This window comes from Phenylobacterium sp. VNQ135 (assembly GCF_049445735.1).
Lineage (GTDB): Bacteria > Pseudomonadota > Alphaproteobacteria > Caulobacterales > Caulobacteraceae > Phenylobacterium.
Genome location: NZ_JBMSDS010000002.1, coordinates 918,579 through 943,250 on the forward strand (window position 1 = coordinate 918,579; position 24,672 = coordinate 943,250).

The 24,672-nt window shown below is 69.0% G+C and carries 22 protein-coding genes and 1 tRNA gene; 9 read left to right on the forward strand and 14 right to left on the reverse strand.

Annotated features, from left to right (window positions below; translation table 11 throughout):
* Window positions 1-79: 79 nt before the first annotated feature.
* Window positions 80-1,912: a translational GTPase TypA gene (gene typA, locus ACO2Q0_RS10395; protein WP_423351416.1), complete on the reverse strand. Its 1,833-nt coding sequence runs from the start codon at window positions 1,910-1,912 to the stop codon at window positions 80-82.
* A gap of 326 nt (window positions 1,913-2,238) precedes the next feature.
* Window positions 2,239-3,150, reverse strand: coding sequence for an N-formylglutamate amidohydrolase (locus ACO2Q0_RS10400; protein ID WP_423351417.1), 912 nt, complete (start codon window positions 3,148-3,150; stop codon window positions 2,239-2,241).
* A gap of 102 nt (window positions 3,151-3,252) precedes the next feature.
* On the opposite strand from ACO2Q0_RS10400, the gene cpdR reads away from it, so the two are divergent.
* Window positions 3,253-3,609: a cell cycle two-component system response regulator CpdR gene (cpdR, locus tag ACO2Q0_RS10405; RefSeq protein ID WP_309087360.1), complete on the forward strand. Its 357-nt coding sequence runs from the start codon at window positions 3,253-3,255 to the stop codon at window positions 3,607-3,609.
* Window positions 3,610-3,671: 62 nt separating this feature from the next.
* A tRNA-Val gene (locus ACO2Q0_RS10410) sits at window positions 3,672-3,746 on the forward strand.
* A gap of 55 nt (window positions 3,747-3,801) precedes the next feature.
* Here ACO2Q0_RS10410 and ACO2Q0_RS10415 read toward each other — a convergent pair.
* A complete protein-coding gene (locus tag ACO2Q0_RS10415) occupies window positions 3,802-4,932 on the reverse strand; it encodes a zinc-binding dehydrogenase (RefSeq protein ID WP_423351418.1) in 1,131 nt (376 codons plus the stop codon).
* A gap of 221 nt (window positions 4,933-5,153) precedes the next feature.
* Between ACO2Q0_RS10415 and ACO2Q0_RS10420 the strand changes: the two genes are divergently transcribed.
* The gene (locus ACO2Q0_RS10420) at window positions 5,154-7,607 is read left to right on the forward strand and encodes a TonB-dependent receptor (protein WP_423351419.1); all 2,454 of its coding nucleotides are present in this window, start codon (window positions 5,154-5,156) and stop codon (window positions 7,605-7,607) included.
* A 63-nt stretch (window positions 7,608-7,670) separates the two neighbouring features.
* On the opposite strand, the gene ACO2Q0_RS10425 is transcribed toward ACO2Q0_RS10420, so the two are convergent.
* From ACO2Q0_RS10425 to motA, 4 genes are all read right to left on the reverse strand, one after another.
* Entirely contained in the window at window positions 7,671-8,081 is a 411-nt protein-coding gene (locus ACO2Q0_RS10425; RefSeq protein WP_423351420.1) for a DUF6491 family protein, read from the reverse strand.
* 58 nt (window positions 8,082-8,139) lie between these two features.
* Window positions 8,140-9,861, reverse strand: a complete 1,722-nt coding sequence (gene mnmD, locus ACO2Q0_RS10430; protein ID WP_423351421.1) for a tRNA (5-methylaminomethyl-2-thiouridine)(34)-methyltransferase MnmD — start codon at window positions 9,859-9,861, stop codon at window positions 8,140-8,142.
* A gap of 77 nt (window positions 9,862-9,938) precedes the next feature.
* Window positions 9,939-10,220: a hypothetical protein gene (locus ACO2Q0_RS10435; RefSeq protein WP_423351422.1), complete on the reverse strand. Its 282-nt coding sequence runs from the start codon at window positions 10,218-10,220 to the stop codon at window positions 9,939-9,941.
* A 92-nt stretch (window positions 10,221-10,312) separates the two neighbouring features.
* Complete coding sequence (gene motA, locus ACO2Q0_RS10440; RefSeq protein WP_423351423.1) at window positions 10,313-11,182, reverse strand: flagellar motor stator protein MotA; 870 nt, start codon at window positions 11,180-11,182, stop codon at window positions 10,313-10,315.
* Between the two features lie 110 nt (window positions 11,183-11,292).
* Here motA and ACO2Q0_RS10445 point away from each other — a divergent pair, with 110 nt between their 5' ends.
* Window positions 11,293-12,606 (forward strand): MFS transporter, encoded by a 1,314-nt coding sequence (locus ACO2Q0_RS10445; RefSeq protein ID WP_423351424.1) that lies wholly within the window; start codon window positions 11,293-11,295, stop codon window positions 12,604-12,606.
* Here ACO2Q0_RS10445 and ACO2Q0_RS10450 read toward each other — a convergent pair.
* A complete protein-coding gene (locus ACO2Q0_RS10450; protein ID WP_423351425.1) occupies window positions 12,603-13,889 on the reverse strand; it encodes a lytic murein transglycosylase in 1,287 nt (428 codons plus the stop codon). The two genes, ACO2Q0_RS10445 and ACO2Q0_RS10450, sit on opposite strands and share 4 nt — an antisense overlap.
* 134 nt (window positions 13,890-14,023) lie before the next feature.
* On the opposite strand from ACO2Q0_RS10450, the gene ykgO reads away from it, so the two are divergent.
* Window positions 14,024-14,149 (forward strand): type B 50S ribosomal protein L36, encoded by a 126-nt coding sequence (gene ykgO / locus ACO2Q0_RS10455; protein WP_111513452.1) that lies wholly within the window; start codon window positions 14,024-14,026, stop codon window positions 14,147-14,149.
* A gap of 181 nt (window positions 14,150-14,330) precedes the next feature.
* Here the strand turns inward: ykgO and ACO2Q0_RS10460 are convergent, their stop codons facing one another.
* On the reverse strand, window positions 14,331-15,164 hold the full coding sequence (locus tag ACO2Q0_RS10460) for an EamA family transporter (protein WP_423351426.1): 834 nt from the start codon (window positions 15,162-15,164) through the stop codon (window positions 14,331-14,333).
* Window positions 15,165-15,208: 44 nt separating this feature from the next.
* Window positions 15,209-15,796 (reverse strand): GTP cyclohydrolase I FolE, encoded by a 588-nt coding sequence (gene folE / locus ACO2Q0_RS10465; RefSeq protein WP_423351427.1) that lies wholly within the window; start codon window positions 15,794-15,796, stop codon window positions 15,209-15,211.
* Window positions 15,797-15,929: 133 nt separating this feature from the next.
* Here folE and ACO2Q0_RS10470 point away from each other — a divergent pair, with 133 nt between their 5' ends.
* Together ACO2Q0_RS10470 and ACO2Q0_RS10475 are read left to right on the forward strand one after the other, a co-directional pair.
* A complete protein-coding gene (locus ACO2Q0_RS10470; protein WP_423351428.1) occupies window positions 15,930-16,199 on the forward strand; it encodes a DUF2312 domain-containing protein in 270 nt (89 codons plus the stop codon).
* Window positions 16,196-16,516 carry a hypothetical protein gene (locus ACO2Q0_RS10475; protein WP_423351429.1) on the forward strand — a complete coding sequence of 107 codons (321 nt, stop codon included), beginning with the start codon at window positions 16,196-16,198 and terminating at the stop codon, window positions 16,514-16,516. Before ACO2Q0_RS10470 ends, ACO2Q0_RS10475 begins: the two co-directional genes overlap by 4 nt.
* On the opposite strand, the gene ACO2Q0_RS10480 is transcribed toward ACO2Q0_RS10475, so the two are convergent.
* Both ACO2Q0_RS10480 and ACO2Q0_RS10485 read right to left on the reverse strand, forming a co-directional pair.
* Window positions 16,513-17,979, reverse strand: coding sequence for a sigma-54-dependent transcriptional regulator (locus ACO2Q0_RS10480; RefSeq protein WP_423351430.1), 1,467 nt, complete (start codon window positions 17,977-17,979; stop codon window positions 16,513-16,515). The genes ACO2Q0_RS10475 and ACO2Q0_RS10480 overlap by 4 nt on opposite strands.
* A 125-nt stretch (window positions 17,980-18,104) precedes the next feature.
* A complete protein-coding gene (locus ACO2Q0_RS10485) occupies window positions 18,105-18,716 on the reverse strand; it encodes a YczE/YyaS/YitT family protein (protein ID WP_423351431.1) in 612 nt (203 codons plus the stop codon).
* A gap of 63 nt (window positions 18,717-18,779) precedes the next feature.
* On the opposite strand from ACO2Q0_RS10485, the gene ACO2Q0_RS10490 reads away from it, so the two are divergent.
* Both ACO2Q0_RS10490 and ACO2Q0_RS10495 read left to right on the forward strand, forming a co-directional pair.
* Entirely contained in the window at window positions 18,780-20,222 is a 1,443-nt protein-coding gene (locus ACO2Q0_RS10490) for a PLP-dependent aminotransferase family protein (protein ID WP_423351432.1), read from the forward strand.
* A gap of 102 nt (window positions 20,223-20,324) precedes the next feature.
* Window positions 20,325-22,463, forward strand: coding sequence for a PQQ-dependent dehydrogenase, methanol/ethanol family (locus ACO2Q0_RS10495; RefSeq protein WP_423351433.1), 2,139 nt, complete (start codon window positions 20,325-20,327; stop codon window positions 22,461-22,463).
* On the opposite strand, the gene rocD is transcribed toward ACO2Q0_RS10495, so the two are convergent.
* Window positions 22,460-23,683, reverse strand: coding sequence for an ornithine--oxo-acid transaminase (rocD, locus tag ACO2Q0_RS10500; RefSeq protein WP_423351434.1), 1,224 nt, complete (start codon window positions 23,681-23,683; stop codon window positions 22,460-22,462). The two genes, ACO2Q0_RS10495 and rocD, sit on opposite strands and share 4 nt — an antisense overlap.
* Window positions 23,684-23,694: 11 nt before the next feature.
* Window positions 23,695-24,567 carry a dimethylarginine dimethylaminohydrolase family protein gene (locus tag ACO2Q0_RS10505; protein WP_423351435.1) on the reverse strand — a complete coding sequence of 291 codons (873 nt, stop codon included), beginning with the start codon at window positions 24,565-24,567 and terminating at the stop codon, window positions 23,695-23,697.
* Between the last annotated feature and the right edge of the window lie 105 nt (window positions 24,568-24,672).

Sequence of the window (24,672 nt, forward strand, 5' to 3'; positions counted from 1 at the left end):
CCCACGTGTCACGCGTGTGGCGGCGGCGTCCAGACCGGAGCGGTAAATTTCCGTTGCGATGTCCTACGGCGCCGCCGGATCAGTCCTCGCGGGCGCGCTTCTTCCGGAAGGACGGATTCAGCACTTCCTTGCGCAGGCGGATCGACTTCGGCGTCACCTCCACCAGCTCGTCCTCCTCGATGTAGGCGATCGCCTGCTCAAGGGTGAGGCGGCGCGGCGGCGTCAGGCGCACGGCTTCGTCCTTGCCGGAGGCGCGGACGTTGGTGAGCTGCTTGCCCTTGATCGGGTTGACGTCGAGGTCGTCGGAGCGGCTGTTCTCGCCGATGATCATGCCCTGGTAGGTCTTCTCGCCGGCGCCCACGAACATCACGCCGCGCTCTTCGAGATTCCAAAGCGCATAGGCCGCGGTCTCGCCGTCGGTGTTCGACACCAGCACGCCCTTCGGGCGGCCTTCGATGGCGCCCTTGTGCGGCTCGTAGTGGCTGAACACGCGGTTCAGCACGCCCGAGCCGCGGGTGTCGGTCAGGAATTCGCCCTGGTAGCCGATCAGCGAGCGGGAGGGGCACATCAGCTGGATGCGAGTCTTGCCGGCGCCCGACGGGCCCATGTCCTTCAGCTCGGCCTTACGGGCCGACAGCTTCTCGATGACGATGCCGGTGTACTCGTCGTCCACGTCGATCACGACGTCTTCGATGGGCTCCAGGCGCTCGCCGTTCTCGCCGGTCTGATAGACCACGCGCGGACGCGAGATGCTGAGCTCGAAGCCCTCCCGGCGCATGTTCTCGATCAGCACGCCCAGCTGCAGTTCGCCGCGGCCGGCGACCTCGTAGGCGTCGGAGCCGGGGGTTTCGGTCACGCGGATGGCTACGTTGGCCTCGGCCTCCTTGAGCAGGCGGTCGCGGATGACCCGCGACTGGACCTTGTCGCCCTCGCGGCCGGCCAGTGGGCTGTCGTTGACGCCCACGGTCATGGAGATGGTCGGCGGGTCGATCGGCTGCGCAGGCAGCGGCTCGGTCACTTCGAGGGCGCTCAGGGTGTCGGCGACGGTCGCCTTCGACATGCCGGCGATTGCGACGATGTCGCCCGCCTCGGCGCCTTCGTCCACCGGCTGGCGCTTCAGGCCGCGGAAGGCCAGCACCTTAGTGATACGGCCCTGCTCGATCTGCTTGCCGTCCCGGTCCAGCGCCTTGATGGCCATGCCGGCCACGGCCTTGCCGCTCTCGATGCGGCCGGTCAGCAGGCGGCCCAGGAACGGGTCGGCCTCGATCAGCACGTTCAGCATGCGGAACGGCTTGTCCTTGTTCGCTTCGACAGCCGGCGGCGGCACGTGGTCGACGATCAGGTCGAACAGCGGGGCCAGGTTGTCGGACGGCTGGTTGAGGTCCAGCGTCGCCCAGCCGTTACGGCCCGAGGCGTAGATGTGCGGGAAATCGAGCTGTTCGTCGGTCGCGCCGATGGCCGAGAACAGGTCGATGGTCTCGAGGTGAACGCGGTCGGGATCGGCGTGGGCGCGGTCGACCTTGTTGATGCAGAGGATGGGCTTCAGGCCCATCTTCAGCGCCTTGGTCAGCACGAACTTGGTCTGCGGCATGACGCCTTCCTCGGCGTCGACCAGCAGGACGCAGCCGTCCACCATGCCGAGGATCCGCTCCACCTCCCCGCCGAAGTCGGCGTGGCCGGGCGTGTCGATGATGTTGATCCGGGTCTCGCCGGCCTTCCCGTTCCACAGCACCGAGGTGCACTTGGCGAGGATGGTGATGCCCCGCTCGCGCTCCTGGTCGTTGGAGTCCATGGCGCGTTCGACCGTCGCCTCGTTGGCGCGGAAGACGCCCGATTGGGCGAGGAGCTGGTCGACGAGCGTGGTCTTGCCGTGGTCGACGTGGGCGATGATGGCGATGTTGCGGAGCGACATGAAACGGGGTTCTGACGGCTGGAGTGGCGCGCCTTCTAGGGGAGAGCGGGCCGCGCCGCCAGCAAGAACTGCCCAGACGCGACGCCATGACGTCCAAAACGATCGTGCGGCGCTGCCCGGCGCGAAGGTGAGACGCCGCTGATCTTGGCCGTGGTAAGGGGCAGGAAATTCGCATTTCCCGCTGAGACGAGCAATCTGATGCTCCGTGCGCTTGCATTTTTGTGCAGTGCAGCGTATGTAGAGCTTGTTAGGCGTCGCTGACGCCTTTGCCCTTCCTGGGCGTTTCCTCCCTATTGAACTGCCGCGCCTTCGGGCGCGGCTTTTTTTTAGGCCGCCTTCAGCGCCGACCAGTCGGCGGCGGCGAGCGTGCGCGTGAGCTGCTCGATATGCGCCTTCAGACCGGCGAAGCCATGGGTTGGGGCGAGCGTGGCCTCGTCGAGGTAGAGAGCGCGGTTCAGTTCGATCTGCAGCGCGTGGGTCCGGCGGGCGGGTCGGCCGTAGTGCTCGGTGGTGTAGCCGCCCGCATAGGGCGTATTGCGCGTCACCCGATAGCCGAAGGTCTCCAGTTCCCGCTCCACCCGGGTCGGCAGCACGCCGGCGCAGGCTGCGCCGAAGCGGTCGCCGAGCACGATGTCGCAGGGCCTATCGCGCCCGCCCGCCTTGGCGGCTGCGGCGGGCATGGAATGCCAGTCGACCAGGATGGCGACCCCGTGAGCCGCCTGCGCTTCCGCAAGCAACGCCTCAAGCGCACGATGATAGGGCTGGTGGGCGTTCTCGATCCGCTGGCGCGCCTCCGCGAAGGTCAGCTTGCGCCGGTAGATCTCCTGGCCTTCGGAAACCACGCGGGCGATGGCGCCCAAGCCGGCGGCCACGCGCGCGGTCCGCGCTCGGGCGAACTCCGGCAACTCGTCGGCGAACATGTTGGGGTCGAGTTCGAAGGGCTCGCGGTTGAGGTCGATGTAGGCCCGCGCATAGCTCGCGGTCAGCACGGCCGCGCCGAACTCAGGGGCCGCGGCGATCAGGTCATCGACCAGGGCGTCCTCTGAACGGCGGATGCTGACCGCGTCCAGGGCGGCGGCCGACATCATGTCTTCAGGGTACAGCCGACCCGAATGGGGCGAGGCGAACACCAGCGGCGTCGGAGGCGGCGCGCCCTCGGGCGCCGCACGGCGCAGCGTATAGGCCGCCGCGGCCGTTGCGGACGGTTCGGCGTCGCCGAGGCGCTCCCAGGCATTCATCGTTCGCATAGAACGCCGAGCGACCGGACGGGTCAAAGGGTTCATCGCGAGTTTACGCTTGAGCGGGTATGGTGGTCGTTCCCAGCCCAGCCGACTGTCCCAATGCCTCGCATCCTCCTTGCTGAAGACGACGACTCCCTGCGCGGCTTCCTCGCGCGCGCGCTCGAGCGCGCCGGTTACGAGGTGACGGCCTGCGCCGACGGAGACGAGGCGGCCACCTATCTCGACGAACCGTGGGACCTGCTGCTCACGGACATCGTCATGCCGGGGCTCGACGGCATCGAGGTTGCGCGTCAGGCGGCGGCCAAGCACCCGGGTCTGCGGATCATGTTCATCACCGGCTTCGCCGCCGTGGCGCTCGCCGCCGGCGAGAAGGCCCCGGCTGGCTCGAAGGTGCTGTCCAAGCCCATCCACCTCCGGGAAATCGTCACGGAAGTGGATCGGATGATCGCGGCCTAAGGGTCGCGCTTGCCAGCGGGCGGGCGCATGGGTATATCCCGCGCCTCCCGACGTACGGATATGGACGCGTAGCTCAGCGGGAGAGCACTACGTTGACATCGTAGGGGTCGCTGGTTCAATCCCAGCCGCGTCCACCATCCCCTCCTGAAAAACCGAAACGTCAGCCGCTCAGGCGCCGCTTAGGGCCGCCGGTCAGGCGAGCCCCTTCTGCGGGTTGATGAGGTACTTCTCGCCCGTGGCGCGACGGGCGTAGGCGCGAAGGACCTCCGGATCCAGCGCCTCGGCCAGGCCGATCTCGGCGGTGTAGTGGCTGGCGAAGGTGGTCTTGAGTTCGGCGGCGACACGCTCGCGCAGCTTCTGCGCCGCCTGCGGCCCGATCTTCGCCAGGAAAGGCGTCAGCAGGAAGCCGTTCACGCCCCAGGAGAAGCCGAAGCTGCGGACCAGCTCGGTCGGCCCGGTGTCGAGCGCGCCATAGATGTAGAGCTGCTTGAAGGTGTTGGAGCCATAGCGGCTGTAGGCGGCGCCGCGGCTGGCGGCCGCCTCCATCGCCGTCAGGATCTGGCTGCCGATACGGCCGCCGCCGATGGCGTCGAAGGCGAGCGTCGCGCCGGTCGCAGCGACCGCCTCCACCAACTTGTCGAAGAAGTCCGGCGCGCTGGAATCCACGACCCACTCCGCGCCCTGGTCACGCAGCAGCTTCTCCTGCTGGGCGCTGCGGACAACGTTCACCAGCGGCACGCCGTCCGCCTTGCAGATCCGCACCAGCATCTGGCCGAGGTTCGAGGCCGCGGCGGTGTGAACCAGGGCCTTGTGACCCTCCATCCGAAGCGTCTCGACCATGGCAAGCGCCGTCAGCGGATTGACGAAGCAGGAGGCGCCTTCGGCCGGTGTGGCGTCGGCCGGCAGCGGCAGGACGTCCGCGGCCTTCAGCAGCCGCAAGCGCGTGTACATGCCCCCGCCGATCATGGCGACCGTCCGGCCGAGCAGCGCCTGGGCCTCGGGCGAGCTGCCGGCCTTCACCACAACGCCGGCGCCCTCGTTGCCGACCGGCATCGACTGGCCCACCCGGGCGGCCAGCATTCGCATGGCGGCTGGAGGGATCGTAGCGGTCAGGATGGGGCGTTCGGCCGAGCCGGAGGCGCTGAGGGTGGACAGATCGGCAGGGCCCGTGAGCAGGCCGAGGTCCGAAGGGTTGATCGGCGAGGCCTCGACCCGCACCACGATCTCGTCGGCGCCCGGGTCCGGCACGGCGGTCTCGACCAGCGAGAGCTCCAGCGTGGCGTCCTCGCGCACCAGGGTGCGCAGTTCCAGTCCTTGATCCATCCGTCCCTCCACGGGCGGCCCCAGCCGCCTTCTGCAACGCCTGATAGGCCCTGGCGCGGCGAAGCTGAAGCCCCTTGCTGGGCAAGGTGTTGCGCGAAAGCCCAGGTGCGGAAACTACGGCTGGCAGAACGCGGAAATTTGTGTGGCGAAGCTGCAATAAATAGTCCTCACTTCCTTCACTCAGGACGCCCGCTTCAGAGGCGCCGAGGGGAGGAAACCAGATGACCAAGAGCAGATACTTCTGCAGCGGCTCCGCCGTGGCCGCAGCCCTGGCCCTGGGCGCCGCGGGGCAGGCCGCGGCCCAGAGTCAGCCGGCGAACGCCGCCCGGACGATCGACGAGGTGGTCGTCACGGCTCAGCTGCGCGAGCAGAGCCTGCAGGACGTTCCCATCGTGGTCACCTCGGTGAATGCGCAGCAGCTGCGCGACGCCGGCATCCGCGACATCAAGGACCTGACGATCGCCGCACCCGGCCTGACCGTCACCTCGACCAGCAGCGCGGCGATCACCACCGCGCGAATCCGCGGCATCGGCACCGTCGGGGACAATCCCGGCCTGGAATCCTCGGTGGGCGTGGTCATCGACGGCGTCTATCGGCCGCGGAACGGCGTCGCCTTCAGCGACCTGGGCGAACCCGAGCGGATCGAAGTGCTGAAGGGCCCGCAAGGCACGCTGTTCGGCAAGAACACGACCGCCGGCGTGATCAACATCATGACCAAGCGGCCCTCGATGACCTTCGAGGCGGATTCCGAAGCGACGATCAGCAACTATGACGGCTTCGGCGCATCCATCGGCGTGACTGGCCCCATCGTCGACGACAAGGTGGCCGCGCGCCTCTTCGTCGCGGCCCGCGAGCGCGACGGCTACTACAAGAACACCGCCCGCCCCGACATCAACGACCAGGACTTCTATACCGGCCGGCTGCAGGTCCTGTTCGAACCCACCGACGCCCTGAGGGTCAATGTGGCGATGGACTACACGCGCCGGGACGAAAGCTGCTGCGGCGCGGTCCAGATCTTCAACGGGGCCACCGCGGCGATCGTGAACGCCCTGGCGCCCGGCGGTCTCGCCAATCCGACGGACATCGACGCGTTCCGCGACTACAGCAACCGCAGCTTCAAGAAGAAGATCACCGACAAGGGCCTCTCGGTTCAGGCGGACTGGGACACGCCCTGGCTGGACGGGGCGCGCCTCACCTCCATCACCGCCTATAGGAAGTGGCGTCAGGCCGGCGGCACGGATGTCGATTGGACGTCGGCCGACATCCTCTACTCCCCCGGCTATGAAGATCCGAACCCGGGCTCGACGGCGTTCAAGACCTTCACCCAGGAAGTCCGCTACGCCGGCTCTACCGATCGGCTGAACTGGCTCGTGGGCGCCTTCTACTCCGAGGAGGACCTCGACCTGCATGTGCGGACGGTCTCCTACGGCACGCAGTTCGAGCCTTACCTGAGCGCTTTGCTCAGCAGCCAGCTCCCGCTGTTCACCGGCAGGCCCGCCAATGGCTCAACCTTCGTCGCCGGCCAGGGCCAGGACGACGACTACCATCAGAAGGAACAGGGCTTCGCGCTGTTCACCAACAACAGCTTCAAGGTGACCGAACAGCTCGAACTGACGGCGGGCCCTCGGTACACGTGGGAGGAAAAGGACCTCGAGACGTTCTGGCGCAACAGCGATGGCGGCGTGGGCTGCGCCACGGCCCTGGCGCGTGCGCAGGCGATCGGCGGGCCGGTCCCCGCCAACGGCGCGTTGATCCGTGCGGGAGGGCTTCTGGGCAGCGGACCGTACCAGCTGATCTGCGCCACGGCGGGCAATCCGCGGTTCGCGCAGGTCGGCCGCAACGTCCAAGGGCTCAAGGAAGAGAAGTTCACCGGGACGGTGAAGGCGGCCTTCCGCTTCAACGAGCAGGTGCTGGCCTATGCTTCGTACGCCCGGGGCTACAAGGCCGGAGGCTTCAACCTCGATCGCATCGCCTCGACGGTGCAGACGGTGCCGGGCCAAGCCACCGCTCCGGTGCTGGACACCAGCTTCGCGCCCGAGCTGGTGGACTCCTATGAGATCGGGGTGAAGAACACGCTCCTGAACAACTCGCTGCTGCTCAACGCGACGGTCTTCTATCAGGACTACAGCGACTTCCAGCTGAACGCCTTCAACGGGCTGGTCTTCACCGTCACGTCGGTGCCCAAGGTCGTCTCCAAGGGCGTCGATATGGATTTCCTCTGGTTCACGCCGGTCCAGGGGCTGACGCTGAACGGCGGCGTCACCTATGCCGAGACCTACTATCCGAAGAGCACGCCTGTGGCCCTCGGCGGCAACCTGCCGGGCGCGCGGCTGTCGCTGGCGCCTCTGTGGTCCGGCTCGCTGGCGGTGAGCTACGAGCGCGATCTGACCGATGACCTGACCGGCCGCATCGCGATCAACGCCAAAAGCGTGTCGTCCTATAACACCGGCTCGGACCTGAACCCGATCAAGAACCAGCCGGGCTTCACGGTGGTGAACGCTCGAGTGGCGATCGGCGCAAAAGACGAGGCCTGGAGCCTGGAGGCCTGGGCGCAGAACCTCTTCGACGAGGTCTACTACCAGGTGGCCTACGACGCGCCGTTCCAGCCTGGCTCGTTCAACGCCTTCCTGGGCCAACCCCGGACCTATGGGCTGACCTTGCGCTTCAGCTACTGACGCGCCCGGTCATTCGTGGAGGCGCCGCCGGACGATCCGGCGGCGCTCTCTTTGGCCGAGCTCCTAGGGCTTGGCCTTGGGCGGCAGGGCCGCGACCTCCTCGGGAGTCAGTTTGCGGATGTTGCGAACGGTGCAGCGCTGCGGCCCAATGGAGGACGGGACGATCAGATCGGCGTCCAGGCCGCTGCAGATCGAAGAGCCGCCGCGTGAGACGATGGCGATCCGCTGCGTCCAGTCGATCTCGGGACACGTGCCGAACAGCTCCATGCGGTAGATGTCCTTCACCCCCACGCGGACGTTGACGACGCGATCGCCCTCGGCGGCGAAGTTGTTGACCTGCCGCGCCCAGAAGCACTGGCGTTTGGGCTTGGCCGCGTCCGCGACGGGGGACTTGGCGACCGCAGCGGGTGCGGTCGTGAGGCTCAGCGCTGCAAGGCCGAGGACGGCGGCGGCGACGTTGACGGCGATCTTCATGTCTCGGTTCCTGGCGGAATGTCCCCCGAGCAGCGGGAGTATAGGCGGCCTGCGACGCCTACGGAACCTCAGGGCTGCGGAAGCGCGCCGGATCGATCAGGACCTGCGCCTCGGCGGTCAGTGGCGAGGGCGCGCCCATCGCGAGCGCCGCCACGTGTTCGGCCAGCAGCGGCGCCATCGAGAACCCCCGCGAGCCGAAGCCGGTCAGGGCGAAGACGCCCGGCGTCGCCGCCGGTCCCGCGATGGGCAGCCGGTCTCGCGTGGCGGCCCGGACGGCCGCGCGACCCTCGAGCGGCGCGTGGGCCAACCGGCCGGCCAGGCCGGGCAGGGCTCGCCCAAGGGTGGCGAGGTTCCGGGCGTGGTCGTCCGGGCGAAGTCCAGTCTCCACGTCATCCCGATCATGCGTCGCGCCGAAGAGCACTCCGTCGCGCGTCGGCACGACATAGCCGCCCCAGGCCGCCGCGGCCGTCCACGGCACGCCGGCGGCCCAGCTGGCCTGGCCTCGGACGGGCTGCAGGGAAAGGCCATCCAAAAGCTCTCGGGCCCCGAGACCGGCAGCGACGATCACGGCGTCGGCGTCCAGGGCCTTCACGTCCGCCACCGCACCGCGCTCCATCGGCCCCAGCCACGCTTCGAGGACGCGGGCCGGCTCCACGACCAGCGCCGAGCGCTGGTCCAGCGCGGATGGAGCCGGCTCCGAGAGGCGGGCGGTGGCCTGTTCCGAGGTGAGCAGATTGAGGCTTCCCGGCTCGAACAGGTCGGAGCTTGCGATCTTGGCGAACCGCGCCGGATCTCTATCCATCATGGCGAGCTGGAGGACGCCGGTCGTCACGATCGCCTCGGGAAGCTCGCCGTAAAGCGCGACGGCCCGCGCGAAGGCCCGGGCGAAGAGCCTGGCCGGAGCGGCGAGGCCTGCGTCGAGCCTCGGTGTGACGAGCGCGGCCGGATTTCCGGAGCCGCCGGAGCCCGGGGCCTCGGCCTCGAGCACCACGGCCTCGCCGCCCAGGGCGCGGACGGCGCGCGCCGCGGCCGCCCCGGCGACGCCGGCGCCGATGATCGCGACGCGGCGGGCGTCGGCCTCTCGGGCCTGCCCCGGCAGCCGCGCTTCCAGTCGCTCGCGCTTTCGGCCGAACCCTGGACGCTTCTCGACCTCGAACCCCGCGGCCGCGAGGCCTCGGCGCACCTGGCCGGCGACGGTGAACGTCGCGGCGCGGGCCCCGGGCGCCGACCGGGCGCCGACGAGCGCCAGCACCTCGTCGGACCACATCTGCGGATTGAGGGCGGGCGAGAAGCCATCGAGGAACCAGGCGTCCGCGCGCCCGGTCCAGCCGGACAGGGCCTCGGTCACGTCGCCCACGGATACATCGACCACCGCGGCGAAGTCCGGCAGCTCCATGCGGTGGATCCCGCCGGCGCGCCCGGGCCAGCGCGAGGCGAGCGCCTTCGCCACGTCCGCCAGTTCGGGCCATCCCGCCAGAGCGCGGGCGGCCTCCTCGGCCGAGATCGGATAGCCCTCGACCGTGAAGACGTGCAGGCGGCCTTCGGCGGGCCGCGTCCGCCGCCAGAGCTCCAGGAGCGCGGCGATGTTGAGCCCCGTGCCAAAGCCGAGCTCGCCCACCACGAACCGGCGGCGACCGGCCCAGCCTCCAGGCAGACCGCAGCCCTCGAGAAACACCGCGCGCGTCTCGGCCAGGCCGTCCTCGGCGGAGAAGTAGACGTCGCCGAACAGCCGCGAGCGGGGCTGGCCTTCGTCCGTCCAGTCGAGCGGGCTACGGGTCATAGGACGCGTCTTCGGGCGTGAAAGAGGGCCGCCGGCCAGCGGCGACCCTCGTTCTCAGGCCAAACGCATGGAGAGGCTTAGTGCTTCTCGGCGGGAGCTTCGGCGGCCGGCGGCGTCGTGGGCGCCTCGCCCGCCGGAACGGCGTCCGTCGGCTCGGTCGTCGACGTGTCGCCCGCCGCCTGGGCGGCGTCGGCCACGGCGGCCTCCATGGCGGCGGTAGCGTCGGCCGGCGTGGCGGCCGCATCGGTGGTCGCAGGCGCCGCCTCGTGCGCCTCTTCCGACTTCGAGCAGGCGGCGACGGCCAGGGCGGCCACGGCGGCGCCGGCCACGATGAGCTTGCGCAGGATTTCGTTGGTCATGGACCTCTTCCTCTCTCGATGCCGAGCGGGCGCGGACCCGCGCGGTGGGGCTTACGAGTAAGCCGCGCCGCCGCTTCGGAGCAAGGCGAGGCCTAGGCTTCGTTCGGGATGTTGGAGAGCGCTTCTTCCAGCTCGAGGAAGCTGGGCTGGGCTCCGGACGGCACGTTGCCGCGGCCGATCTCGACGGAGATCTGGGCGGCGTTGCCGTGCAGATGCGCGACCAGCACCGACTGGATGATCCGGTAGAAGGCGCCTTCTTCCTCGGTGACTTCCTTCATCCGGCTGGCGAACGGGCCCACCAGGCCATAGGCCAGGAACACGCCCATGAAGGTGCCGACGAGCGCCGAGCCGATCATCTCGCCGAGGATCTCCGGCGGCTCGGTGATGGCGCCCATCGTCTTGATGACGCCCAGCACGGCCGCCACGATGCCCAGGGCGGGCAGGGCGTCGGCGAGGTTCTGCAGGGCGTGGCTGGGGGCCAGCGCCTCGTGATGGTGCTTCTCGAGCTGCTTCTCCATCGCGTCCTCGACCTGGTGGGGATCCTCCAGGTTCATGGTCATCATCCGCAGCGTGTCGCAGATGAAGTCGATGGCGAAGTGGTCCTTCATGATCTTCGGGAAGCGGGTGAAGATCGAGCTCTCGGCCGGATTTTCGATGTGGCTCTCGAGGGCGATGACGCCCTTGGACTTCATCGTCTTGGTCAGCAGGAACAGCAGGCTGAGCAGGTCGCGGTAGTCGGCCGCCTTCCACTTCGGCCCGGAGAAGATCTTTCCGAAGCCGCCTGCGGTGCCCTTGATCACCGGCATCGAGTTGGCGATCAGGAAGCTCGCCACGCCCGCGCCGCCGATGGCCATCATCTCGTGCGGGAGCGCATGGAGGATCACCCCCATGTTGCCGCCCGAAATGATGTAGCTGCCGAACACGAGCGCGAACAGCAGCACGATACCGACGATCTGGAACATGGGCTCCCCCGGAAGCAGGCGGAAGCATCGCCATTAATGCTTAATGTGTTGTGAGCGTCCGGCGGCGTTTGGGGTTTGCGGCGGCGGGCTTCGGGCGTAAGCCGGCAGCGATGCCCAGCTCCGCGTCCACGGGAGACGGCCTGTCGCGCCGGCCCTTCACAATCATCTTCTGCGTGTCGTTGGCGACGGCGCTCGGCAACACGGGCCTGATCTCGGTGCTTCCGGCCATCGGCCGCTCGATCGGCATCCCCGATCCGATGGTGGCGGCGATCTTTTCGCTGTCGGCGGTGCTCTGGGCCGTCTCGTCGCCCTGGTGGGCCAGGGCCTCGGATCGCTACGGCCGCAAGCCGCTGATGATGGTCGGCCTGTCGGGCTTCATGGTCTCGATGGCGCTGTGCGGGGTGGTGGTGAGCGCAGGTCTGCGCCACTGGGCCACTCCGATGGTGATCTTCGCCCTCTTCCTGCTGGCGCGGGCGCTGTTCGGGCTGTTCGGTGCGGCGTCGAACCCCGCGACCCAGGCCTACGTCGCCGAGCGGACGCCGCTGGACAAGCGCACCCAGGCGATGGCCAGCCTAGCGGGCGCGTTCGGCCTCGGAACCGTCATCGGGCCCTTCCTCGCGCCGCTCTTCGTGTATCCGGTCGTGGGTCTGGCCGGACCGCTCTTCACCTTCGCCCTGATCGCCGCGGCCATGCTGTTCGTGGTCTGGCGCTACCTGCCCGAAACGCCTGTCGCCGAGGACGCGCGCCGCCCGCGCCGCCCCGTGGTGGCGGGCGCGCGGAAGGAGAAGGCGATGTGGCGCGATCCGCGAATCAAGCCGTTCCTGATCTACGGCTTCATCGTCGCGACCTGCCAGACGGCCCAGGCTCAGACGCTGGGCTTCCTGATCATCGACAAGCTGGGGATGTCGCCCACCGAGGCGCAGTACTTCATCGCCATCGCCATGATGTTCGGCGCCGTGGCCGGGCTGCTCGCCCAGTGGGGCATCATCCGCATGTTCCAGATGACCCCGCGCCAGCTGCTGCGCTGGGGGGTGGCCGTGGCGGCCGCGGGCAACCTCATCGTGGCGCTCTCGCCCGACTACTACGTGGTGGTGGCCGGCTATGCGATCTCCAGCCTGGGGTTCGGCTTCGCCCGGCCGGGCTTCACGGCGGGCTCCTCGATCGCCGTCGGCAACGACGAACAGGCCCGGGTGGCGGGCGCCATCGCCGCGGTGAACGGCATCAACGTGGTGCTCGCGCCGTTGTTCGTCTGGCTCTACGAGCACGTGGGGCCGGCTCCGTTCCTGCTGAACGCAAGCCTGATGGGCGCGATGCTGATCTACGCCTTCCGCAACACCCAGCTTAGGAACGCCGATCCGCAGCCCGCGAGCCGGGAGGCGGCCGCGGCGGCCACGCTCGAGAAGAGCGACGAGGGCGGCGTCTAGCCGGGCCCCGCTTCGGCCTTCAGCTTCTGCACCATCTCTGGCGACAGATAGCCGTCGGCGACCAAACCGCGGGCCTTCTGCCAGTTGCGCAAGGCGGTGCGGGTGTTCATTCCCACGACGCCGTCAGGATTGCCGGCGTTGAAGCCCAGGGCGTTCAAAGCCCGCTGCGCGGTCATGCGGTCAACCAGAGACAGCGGCTGCTCCTGCGGCCAGGGGCGGACCACGCCGTCCAAGCCGGAGAACCGGTCGGCCAGCATGCCGACGCCGAGCGCGTAGGCGAGGCTGTTGTTGTACTTGCGGATCGCGAAATGGTTGGGGAACAGGAGGAATAGCGGCCCGCGCGCGCCGGCCGGCGCGACGAGCTGGGCCTGCGCCGCCAGGTCCGCCTCGGCCCAGGGCAGGCCGTCGGCGCGCCGAACGCCGAGCTCGGCCCACTGGACGGGGGTCAGCCTGGGGCCCTCGGTCTGGCCAAAGTCGAAGCCGGACGGAACCGTCACTTCGCGGGCCCAGCTCTGGCCGCGCACCCAGCCGCCCTTGGCGAGCAGGTTGGCGGCCGAGGCCAGGGCGTCGCCGCGCGAGGCCCAGATGTCGCGCTTGCCGTCGCCGTCGAAATCCACGGCGGTCGTGAGGAAGGTGCTCGGGATGAACTGGGTCTGGCCCATGGCGCCGGCCCAGGAGCCCTTCAGACGCGAGCGCGGATGCTCGCCTGACTGGATGATCTTCAAGGCGGCGATCAGCTCGCCCTCGGCCCAGGCGCGACGGCGGCCCTGGGCGGCCAGGGTGGCCACCGAGCGGATCACGTCCATGTCGCCCTGGATGGCCCCGAAGCCGCTCTCCAGCGCCCAGACGCCCAGCAGGATCTCCCGCGGCACGCCGTAACGCGCCTCGATGGCGTCGAACTCGGTCATCTCGGTCCGGCGCCGCTGACCGATCGCGGCCCGATTGCTGGTGATGACGCCCTTCAGATATTCGCTGACAGGCTTGGAGAACTCGGGCTGACGGCTATCGAGGCCGGCCACGCGGGGATCTGGCGTCAAGCCGGCCATCTCGCGCTGCAGGACGTCAGCGCGGATGCCGGCGGCAAGCGCCCGGCCCTGAAACTCGGCGGCCCAGGCGTCGAAGATCATGTCGCCGGACGCGGTCGGCGGCGTGACAGGCGCGGCTGCCGCCGGCGGCGGCGCTTCCGCGGGCGCCGGCACGGCGGCGACGGGCGGCGGAGCGGGTCTCGGCGGGCTGGCGCATCCGGCGAGGACGTAGAGGGCGAGAAGCAGGCGGCGACGCATCATCCGATATCTATGGCTTGCTGACTCGGGACCCAATCACAACGCCGTCAGGTTGACGAAAGGCGTATGCCCCCGTATATGCGCGCCCTCTTGTCGAAACCGGGGCGACGACGCCCCCACAGCTGTACACGGTCATGAAGGTCAGAAGCTCGCTCAAGTCGCTCAAGACGCGTCACCGCGACTGCAAGCTCGTGCGCCGCAAGGGCCGGGTGTACATCATCAACAAGACCGACCCGCGGTTTAAGGCCAAGCAGGGCTAACGACGCAGACCTGCCGAAGGCGGCGGTTCCGCGACTTCGGCATCCGCGCACGCTTTAACGCGAAGATCTTCCGGGAACCGGCCGAGCTCGACCGGTTCCTTTTGCATGTGCGCGCCATGGAGCGGCGCACGACGCCGGCGTGCCCCCGATGGGCGCCGGCCGCGCTCAGCCCCGCTCTCCTTCAGCAGAAGCCAAGCGCCACGGCGCCGGCCGCGATCATCCCGGCGCCCAGAAGGCCGCGCGGGGTGAACGGCTCGCGCAGGAAGATCGCCCCGATCACGGCGGCGAACAGGATGCTGGTCTCGCGCAGCGCCGAGACCTGTCCCATCGGGCTCAGGCTCATGGCCCAGAGCACGACGCCGTAGGCCAGCACCGAGATCGCCGCGCCGACGGCCACGCGCAGGAGGTTCACGTCGAGCGCCAGGGTGGGCCAACGGCGGCGGAGCAGCAGGTAGACGAACGGCATCGGCGCGCCTTGGGCGACCGCCTGCCACGCCGCATAGCCGATAGGCGAGCCCGACAGCCGAACGCCCAAGCCGTCGATCACCATGTAGCTGGCGATCGCCGCGCCGGTGGCGACGGCGGAGGCGGCGGTGCGAAGGTCCGGCCGGCCCTTGCCGAAGGTGAGGGTGGTGATGCCGGTGGAAACGAGGCCGACGCCGGCCAGGCCCAGCGGGGTCAGGCGCTCGCCGGCGAACAGCGCAGCGCCCAAGGTGACCAGCAGCGGGGCCGTGCCGCGCGCGATCGGATAGACCTGCGCCAGGTGACCGTCGCGGTAGGATCTCACCAGCAGCAGGCAGTAGGCGATCTGCACCGCCCCCGAGGCCGCCACGTAGGGCCAGCTCTCCGGCGAAGGCCTCGGCGCGAGCAGCGCCACCGGCAGGGCGATGAGCGCGCAGAGGCTGCTCATCACGGCGATGAACTTCAGGCGGTCGGCGTCCGAGCGCAGCAGGGCGTTCCACGACGCGTGCAGCAGCGCCGAGCCCAGCACCAAGGCGATCACGAGCGTCGACATGGCTCCCCCCGAGGCTGAGCCGCATCAGGCGTCGCGGCCGCGCGTCACCCGCCGTTGCGGACCAGTTCGAAGAACTCCTGGCGGGTGCGCGGATCGTCGCGGACTTCGCCCAGGAGGTGGCTTGTGGTGAGCCTGGAGCCTGGGGTGTTCACGCCGCGCATGGTCATGCACGAGTGCTCGGAAACGATGACCACGCCGACGCCCTTCGGATCGAGGATGTCCTGGATCGCCTCGGCGATCTCGGCTGTCAGCTTCTCCTGGATCTGCAGGCGGCGGGCGAAGCCGTGGACGACGCGGGCCAGCTTGGAGATGCCGACCACGCGGTTACGCGGAAGATAGCCGACATGGGCCTTGCCGAGGAACGGCAGCATGTGGTGCTCGCAGAAGCTCACAACGCGGATGTCCTTCAGGACCACCAGCTCGTCATAGCCCCCGACCTCGTCGAAGGTGCGCTCGAGATACTCGCGTGGGTCGCTCTCATAGCCCGAGAACAGCTCCTTGTAGGACTTCACCACGCGCTTGGGCGTATCCAGCAGGCCCTCGCGGTCGGGATCGTCGCCCGCCCATTCGATGAGCGTGCGCACCGCGGCCAGCGCTTCCTCTTCGCTGGGCCGGCGTTTGCCGTCGGACATGTCAGATCCCTCCGCGTCGATGCGTCTCAACGGCTAGCTTCTAGTCGAGGTTCATGGCCGCATGACAGTCCCTTCGCGGGCCGCTAAACACCGCGCCTTCCCTGTCGCCACCCACTTGAGATAGAGCTTTGCCATGGCCGACGACGCTTCCGCTCACTCCGACATCCTGAACGCCACGGCGCAGGGGCAGCTGAAGAGCATCATCGAGCGCGTCGAGCGCCTCGAGCAGGAGAAGGCCGAGATCGCCGAGCAGGTGAAGGAAGTCCTGGCCGAGGCCAAGGGCAACGGCTTCGACGTCAAGATCATCCGCAAGGTGATCCGCATCCGGAAGCAGGACCGCGCCAAGCGCCAGGAGGAAGAAGCGATCCTCGACCTTTATCTCTCCGCGATCGGAGAGATTTGAAGCGCAAGGCGCCCCTCTCGCCCTTCGAGGCCCAGAGGGCCGCCGCCAAGCGCGCCGCCCTGAACGCGCTGAAACGCGCCCGCCGGACCGCGGAAAAGGCGGGCGTGGAGCTCTCCGACTGGGAGGGCGAATTCCTGGGCAGCGTCGTCGACCGGGTGAAGACCTACGGCCGCGCCTTCGGCGACCCGGAGAAGGGCGCGCCGGGCCAGGCGCTCTCCGTCATGCAGACCGCCAAGCTCAAGGAGATCGCCGCCAAGGCGAAGGGCGAGAAGAAGGGCCTCCAGAGGAAGCCCTTCAGGCGGAAATCGGACGACTAGGCCGCGGCTTCGTCGCTTTCGGCGCTGTTGATCAGGCCTTCCAGTCCGTTTTCGCGGACCTTGCGGTAGAGCGTCGAGCGGCCGATGCCGAGCCTGCGGGCCACTTCACTCATGTGGCCGGCATAGACCTCGATGGCGTGCTGGATGAGGTCGCGCTCGATCTCGTCCAACGGACGGATGTGCCCCTTATGGTCGAGGATGCGGACCGGGCTTTCCGGCATCGGCAGGGCGGCGGCCAGTTCGGCGGCCGATGGCACCGGCAGCGGGGCCGCGTCGGGCGCAGGCGCGGCGATGCCCGAGATGGCCGGAAAGTCGTGCGGCTGCAGATAGGGCGCGTCGGCGAGCACGATGGCCCGATAGACGGCGTTCTCCAGCTGGCGGACGTTGCCCGGCCAGTCGAAGGCGGTCAGGCAGGCCAGGGTGTCGGGCGAGGCGCCGACCACGGCCTTGCCTTCCTCGACGTTGAAGCGGCGGACGAAGCAATCGACGAGGGCGGGAATGTCCTCCTTCCGCTCGCGCAGGGACGGCGCCTCGATCGGGAAGACGTTCAGCCGATAGTAGAGGTCCTCGCGGAAGCGGCCTTCGGTGACCGCGTTCGACAGGTCGCGGTTGGTGGCCGAGACGATGCGGACGTCCACCTTGATCGAGCGTTTCGAGCCGATCGGATCGATCTCGCTCTCCTGCAAGGCGCGCAGCAGCTTGACCTGCACGTCGAGGGGCAGCTCGCCGACCTCATCGAGGAACAGCGTGCCGCCGTTGGCCTCCTGAAACTTGCCCAGGTGCTTGTCGGTGGCGCCCGTGAAGCTGCCCTTCTCGTGGCCGAACAGGATCGACTCCACGAGGTTCTCGGGAATGGCGCCGCAGTTCACGGCGACGAAGGGCTTGCCGGCGCGGTCGGACGAGCCGTGCACGGCGCGGGCTATGACCTCCTTACCGACGCCGCTTTCGCCGGTGATCAGGATCGGGATGCCCGACTTCGCCGCCCGTTCGCCCAGTCGCTTGACCATGGTCATAGCCGGCGAGGCGCCGATCAGGTCGTCGAAGGTGGTGCGGCCGCTGGTGTGCTTCTTCAGGCGATCGACCTCGCCCTTCAGCGCGCCCATCGAGAGCGCGTTGCGGATCGAGACGATGATGCGCTCGGGCGCGGCCGGCTTGACGAAGAAGTCGGTGGCGCCGGCCTGCATGGCCTGGACGACGGTGTCGATGCCGCCGGTCGCGGTGACCACGATCACCGGCTGGTTGAAGCCGCGGGCGCGCATCTCGGCCAGGGTGTCCTGGCCCGAGATGCCCGGCATCACGAGGTCCAGCAGCACCACGTCCGCGGCGCCGCCGGCCGCCAGCCGCGCGATCGCCTGGTCGCCGGACTCGGCGTGGGCGACGGCGAAGCCTTCGCGCTCCAGGACCGCCTGGATCAGGCGCCGTTGTGTCGGGTCGTCGTCGACGACCAGGACCGTTTTGGCCATTTGAAAACACCCACCGAATTGACCGGACCGCCTCGTTGGACAGCCCTCGTTGTTGTCCCTGATTGATACATCCCAGGGGTAAAGGCGGGGTTTCGGAGACCTGAGTCGGAGGTTAACGGCGGCCGCTATTCCGCAGGCGCCAGCGCAGGCGTCTTCAGGGCCATTGGCGGCAGCGCGAGCCTGGGCAGGAAGAACTGCACCAGCGGGCCGATCGCCAGGGCGTAGAGCACCGTGCCCACGCCGACCGTGCCGCCCAGCAGCCAGCCGACCGCCAGGACCGTGAGCTCGATGCCGGTCCGCACGCGGCGCAACGGCCATCCCGTGCGCCGGGCGATGCCGGTCATCAGCCCGTCGCGCGGGCCGGGGCCCAGCCCCGCGCCGATGTAGAGACCGCCGGCGAGCCCGTTCAGGAAGATGCCCAAGCCAAGGAACAGCGCCCGCAGCGGATCGCCCTCGATGTCGGGGACGATGGGCGCGGCAGCGTCCACCGCCAGCCCGATGACGATGACGTTGGCCACCGTGCCGATGCCCGGCTTCTGCTTCAGCGGGATCCACAGCAGCAGGACGAGGGCGCCAATCAGGCAGACCACGAGGCCGAACGACAGCGGCGTCTGTTCGGTGACGCCTTCGTTCAGGACGCCCCACGGTTCGAGGCCCAGGCCGGCCTCCAGCATCACGGCGATCGAAAAGCCGTAAAGCACGAGGCCGGCGAACAGCTGGGCGAGGCGGCGGGTCATCATGCGGCGAAGGTGGTTGCAACTGGCCTTTGAAAAAATAGCCAGTGGATGTAGCCTGGCCTCATGAGCCCTCGTCGCATCCGGGCCGCCTCGCTCATGCGCCTCCTTGGCGCGTGGCGCGGGGACCAAGTCGGTCCCGCCTATCGCCAGCTGGCCGACGGCCTGCGCCTGCTGATCCTGGACGGACGGCTGCCGCTGGACGTGGTGCTGCCGGGGGAGCGCGAACTGGCCCACGCGCTGGAGGTCAGCCGCACGACCGTGACGGGCGCCTTCACTCGCCTGCGCGAGCAGGGCTTCCTGCAGAGCCGCCAGGGCGCGGGCGCGCGGACCCGGCTGCCGACAGGTCCGGGTCACCGCGATTCCGGTCCGCTGATCCGGCCGAGTGAGCCGGGGGTCCTCGATCTGACGGCTGCGGCCCTTCCGGCCGGGGATTTCGTTCACCAGGCCTACGCCAAGGCCATAGAGGCGCTTCCGGCCCATCTGCCGCACCACGGCTACGAGCCCGTGGGCCTGCCCGTGCTGCGCGAGGCCATCGCCGCCCGCTATAGCCGCCGCGGCCTGCCGACGAGGCCCGATCAGGTTCTGGTCACCCACGGCGCCCAGCATGCCTGGGCGCTGATGCTGCGCCTGCTGGCCGGGCCGGGCGACCGGGTCGTCATCGACCACCCGACCTATCCGAACGCCATCGACGCCATCTTGCGCTCGTCGTGCCGGCCGGTGCCGGTGAGCCTGCCGCAGGACGGCTGGGACGCAGAAGGCGTGGTGGCCGCCTTCCAGCAGAGCGCGCCCCGGCTCGCGCACCTGGTGCCCGACTTCCACAATCCCACCGGCCGCTGGATGGACTTCGCCGGGCGCGAGGCCATCGCCGCCGCCGGCGTGCGCACGCGCACCGTGGTGGTCTTCGATGAGACCATGCTGGACCTGTCGCTCGACGAGCCGCGCGCGTCCTACGGCTTCGACGAGCCGCCGGGCGCGATCGTCCGCCTGGGGTCGACCGGCAAGAGCTTCTGGGGCGGCCTCCGCATTGGCTGGATCCGCGCCGAGCCCGAGATGATCGCGGCCCTGGGCCGGATGCGAGCCTCGATCGACCTGGGAACGCCCGTGCTGGAACAACTCGCCGCCGCCGCCCTGTTGCAGGACGACGAGGCGGCGCTGGCGGCTCGCCGGGCCGAGCTGCGCGAGCGCCGCGACCTGCTGGTTGCGCTGGCGGCGGAACGCCTGCCCGACTGGCGCGTGAGCCCGCCCCCCGGCGGCCTGTCGGTCTGGGCCGAATTGCCGGCCCCAGTGTCCAACGCCCTGGCCGCAACCTGCGAGCGGGACGGCGTGCGCATCGCCGCCGGCCCGAGGTTCGGCGTCGACGGCGCTTTCGAGCGGTTCGTGCGCCTGCCCTTCACCCTGCCGGCTGAGCCGATGACAGAGGCGATCGACCGCTTGGCTGCCGCGTATGGCCGCCTGCGCCCCCAGGCGGCGAACACCTCGGAGACGGCGACCCGCGCCGTAGTATGAACGCCGGCGGTGACGCGGCGGCATGCTTGCCGCCTGCGCCGACACGCGCATAGTTCTGCTCAAGGCCGAGCCAGGGAATGAGCCGGCCGTCGGGAGGGCGAGATGAAGATCATCCGGTTCGGACTGGTTGCGGCCGCGGTGCTGTCGCTGGCGGCCTGCCAGAAGGCGGGTACGGCCAATGTCGACGGCAAGCGCATTGCCGAGGCGGACGCCAACGCCGAATGGGTCTCCTACGGCAAGGGCTATTCAGAGCAGCGCTTCTCGCCCCTGGACAAGGTCAACGCCGGCAACGTGGGCCAGCTGGGCCTTGCCTGGTACGCCGAGTTCGACACCGATCGCGGCCAGGAGGCGACGCCGCTGGTCGTCGACGGGGTGCTCTACACCTCGACCGCCTGGTCCAAGGTCTTCGCCTTCAACGCCAAGACCGGCGAACTGCTCTGGAAGTTCGATCCGAAGGTGGAGGGCGCCAAGGGGTTTAACGCCTGCTGCGACGTGGTCAATCGCGGGGTCGCGGTCTGGAAGGGCAAGGTCTACGTCGGCACGATCGACGGGCGCCTGATCGCGCTCGACGCCAAGACGGGCGACCAGGTCTGGTCCGTCCAGACCACCGACACCTCCAAGCCCTACACCATCACCGGCGCGCCGCGCGTGGTGAAGGACAAGGTGCTGATCGGCAACGGCGGCGCCGAATACGGCGTTCGCGGCTACATCACGGCTTACGACGCGGCCACCGGCAAGCAGGCCTGGCGCTTCTACACCGTGCCCAATCCGACGGGCGCGCCGGACGGCGCGGCCTCGGACAAGGTGATGCGTGAGAAGGTCAACGCCACCTGGTCGGAAGGCGAATGGAAGAAGACCGGCGGCGGCGGCACGGCCTGGGATTCCATGGCCTACGACCCCGAGCTGGACCTCATCTATTTCGGCATCGGCAACGGCAATCCGTGGAACCACAAGCTGCGGTCGGGCGGCCAGGGCGACAACCTGTTCGTCTCGTCGATCCTGGCGCTGAAGCCCGACACGGGCGAGTACGTCTGGCACTATCAGACGACGCCGGGCGAGAGCTGGGACTACACCGCCACCCAGCACATCATCCTGGCCGATCTGAACATCGGCGGTCAGCCGCGTAAGGTGCTGATGCAGGCGCCGAAGAACGGCTTCTTCTACGTGATCGACCGCGCCAGCGGGAAACTGATCTCGGCCAAGAACTACACCAACATCACCTGGGCGAGCGGCGTCGACCCGAAGACCGGCCGTCCGATCGAGAACCCGGCCGCGCGCTATCAGCAGTCCTCCACCGTGCTGCAGATCCCCGGTCCGCTCGGGGCGCACAACTGGCAGCCCATGGCGTTCAACCCGAAGACGGGTCTGGTCTACATCCCCACCAACGTGACCCCGTTCGGCTATACCGACGACAAGGGTTTCGGCGTCCGGCCGGGCGCCTGGAACACGGGCGTCGATTTCCTGACCAATGCGCTGCCGACCGACGAGGCGACGCTCAAGGCCCTGACCGCCATGATCAAGGGCCAACTCGTCGCCTGGGACCCCGTGAACCAGAAGCCGGTCTGGACCGTGGATCACCCGTACTTCTGGAACGCCGGCGTGCTGTCGACGGGCGGAGGCCTGGTCTTCCAGGGCGCGGCCGAGGGCCAGTTCAGCGCCTATGACGCCGCCAACGGCAGTAAGCTGTGGAGCTATCCCACCGGCAACGGGATCATCGCCGCGCCGATGACCTACGAGCAGGACGGCGAGCAGTACGTGGCGATCATGGTGGGCGTCGGCGGCGGCGGCCAGATCTCGGCGCCGGCCTCGATGCCCCAGCGCCCGCGGCTGCCCGGTCGGCTGCTCGTGTTCAAGCTGGGCGGCAAGGCTCAGGCTCCTGCGTTCCCGACCCCACCGCAAGCGGCGCCCATCGACGTCGCGGCGATCCAGCCGTCCACGGGCGACGTGCAGCACGGCTTCGCGCTGTTCCATCAGAACTGCCAGGTCTGCCACGGGCCGAATGCCTCGGGGGCCTGGCTCCCCGACCTCAAGCGCTCGCCCATGCTGACCACGGCCGAGAACTGGAAGGGCGTGGTGATCGACGGCCTGAGCGCCCCGCGCGGCATGGCCAGCTTCGCGCGCTTCATGACGCCGAAGGACGCCGAGGACATCCGCGCCTACGTGATCAAGGAGGCGCGGACCGCCGCTGCGGCGCCGGCCACGCCCCAGGGATCGAGGGTGGCTCCCGCGCCGATCGGCTAGTTCGGCAGAACTGCCGCGAACTGCTCGGCGATCCAATCGGCCTGGGCGTCGGTCAGGATCAGCGGCGGGGCGATCCGGATGGTGTGCTCGTGGGTCTCCTTGGCGAGGAGCCCGCGGGCCTGCAGCGCCTCGCACACGCGCCGCGCGCCGCCGGCTTCCGCGTGCAGCTCGACGGCGAGCATCAGGCCGCGGCCGCGGACGTCCTTGACGCTGCCCGCCTTGATCCCGGCGAGATGGCCTTGGAGCCGTGCGCCGACCCGGGCCGCGTTCTCGACCATGCCCTCCTCGGTGAGGACCCGCAGGGCGGCGCGGGCGACCGCGCAGGCGAGTGGATTGCCGCCGAAGGTGGAGCCGTGCTCGCCCGGATGCAGCACGCCCATGACCTCGGAGTTCGAGAGCACGGCCGAGACCGGATAGAAGCCGCCGGAGAGCGCCTTGCCGATCAGGGTGAGATCGGCCTCGACGCCCTCGTGCTCCTCGGCCAGCAGCTTGCCGGTGCGGCCAAGGCCGGTCTGGATCTCGTCGAGGATCAGAATGACGTTCTGCCGCGTGCAGAGCTCTCGTGCCGCCTTCAGATAGCCGGCCGGCGGGATGATGACCCCGGCCTCGCCCTGGATCGGCTCCAGCAGCACGGCCACCGTGTTCGGCGTCACCGCCGCTTCGAGCGCCTTGGCGTCGCCGTAGGGCACGACCTTGAAGCCTGGCGCGAAGGGGCCGAAGCCGCCCCGCGACTGCGGGTCGGTGGAGAATCCGACGATGCTGATGGTGCGGCCGTGGAAGTTCTCGGACGCGACGATGATCTCGGCCTGCCCGTCGGGGACGCCCTTGACCTCATAGCCCCACTTGCGGGCCACCTTCAGCGCGCTCTCCACCGCCTCGGCGCCCGAGTTCATCGGCAGCACCTTGTGCGAGTTGGTGAGCTGGCAGAGCTCCTCGTAGAAGGCGGCGAGCTGGTCGTTGCGGAAGGCCCGCGAGGTCAGCGTCAGGCGCTGGGCCTGCTCCATCATGGCTGCGAGGATCTTCGGATGACAGTGGCCCTGGTTCACCGCCGAGTAGGCGGAAAGGCAGTCCATGTACCGGCGGCCTTCGACGTCCCAGACATGGACGCCTTCGCCGCGGGTCAGCACCACGTCCAGCGGCTTGTAGTTCTTCGCGCCGTAGAGCGCCTCAATGGCGATGTAGCTCTGGGTCAGCGTGTTCTGCAGGGCGATGTCGTTCATCGGACGAACCCCTATTCGGCGGCGAGGATGGAGGCGGCGGGGAGGCTGGTGCGGTCCAGCCGCAGCGTCATGCAGTAGGCGGCGCCGCCCGAGCGGATGAACGGCGCGAGATCCACCTCGATCAGTTCGTAGCCTCGCGAGTTCAGTTTCTGGCGCAGGGTGTCCGGGGCGCGCGCCATGATCACCGTCGATCCGAGATTGACCGCGTTGACGCACAGGGCCGCGGCCTCGTCGCTCGTGGCTTCGATGCGCTGATGCTCGGGCACGCGCTCGTGGATCGTCGCAAGCGCGTCCGCCGTGAACGCCGCCGGGTAGTAGAGCAGCTGACCGCCCGCCAGCGGGCAGAAGCAGGTGTCGAGGTGGTAGAAGGCTTCGGTGGCGAGCTGCAGCGGGACCACCTCACGGCCGAAGGTCTTGCGCACGACCGACAGGGCGCCGCGGCTGGATCGCGGGCCGTATCCGCCCCAGAAGAACCCGCGATCATGGTCCCAGATCGCATCGCCTGCGCCCTCGTGGAACAGGCCGTCGGACAGGTCGACGATCTCCCGGACATAGCCGCGGGCCTTGAGCCGCTGGAAGACGGACCGGAAGATCGCCTCCTCGCCCTGACGTTCGGGGTGGCGGAAGCGCGCGAGCAGCACCTTGCCGTTGAGCACGACAGCCGCGTTGGCGGGGAACACCAGGTCGGGCAGGCCCCTGACCGCGCCGATCACCTCGACACGGGCGCCGGCGACCTCCAGGGCCTGACGCAGCTTGGCCGAGCCGGCGCATGCGGCTGCGGCGTCGTCGGGCGTCCAGGCGTCAGGGTCCATCCACGGGTTGATGCGATAGCTGACATCGAAGCAGCCCGGGTCGGTCATGACGAAGAACGGCCGGCCATCCATGTGGAACTCCCTGCGAAGCTGGTCAGAGGAGCGTCGCTTACGGCGGCGTTAGCGAAAAGCGTCAGCTTGCATACAGATTGCTGTTCAGTTTGCGGAAACGGCAAG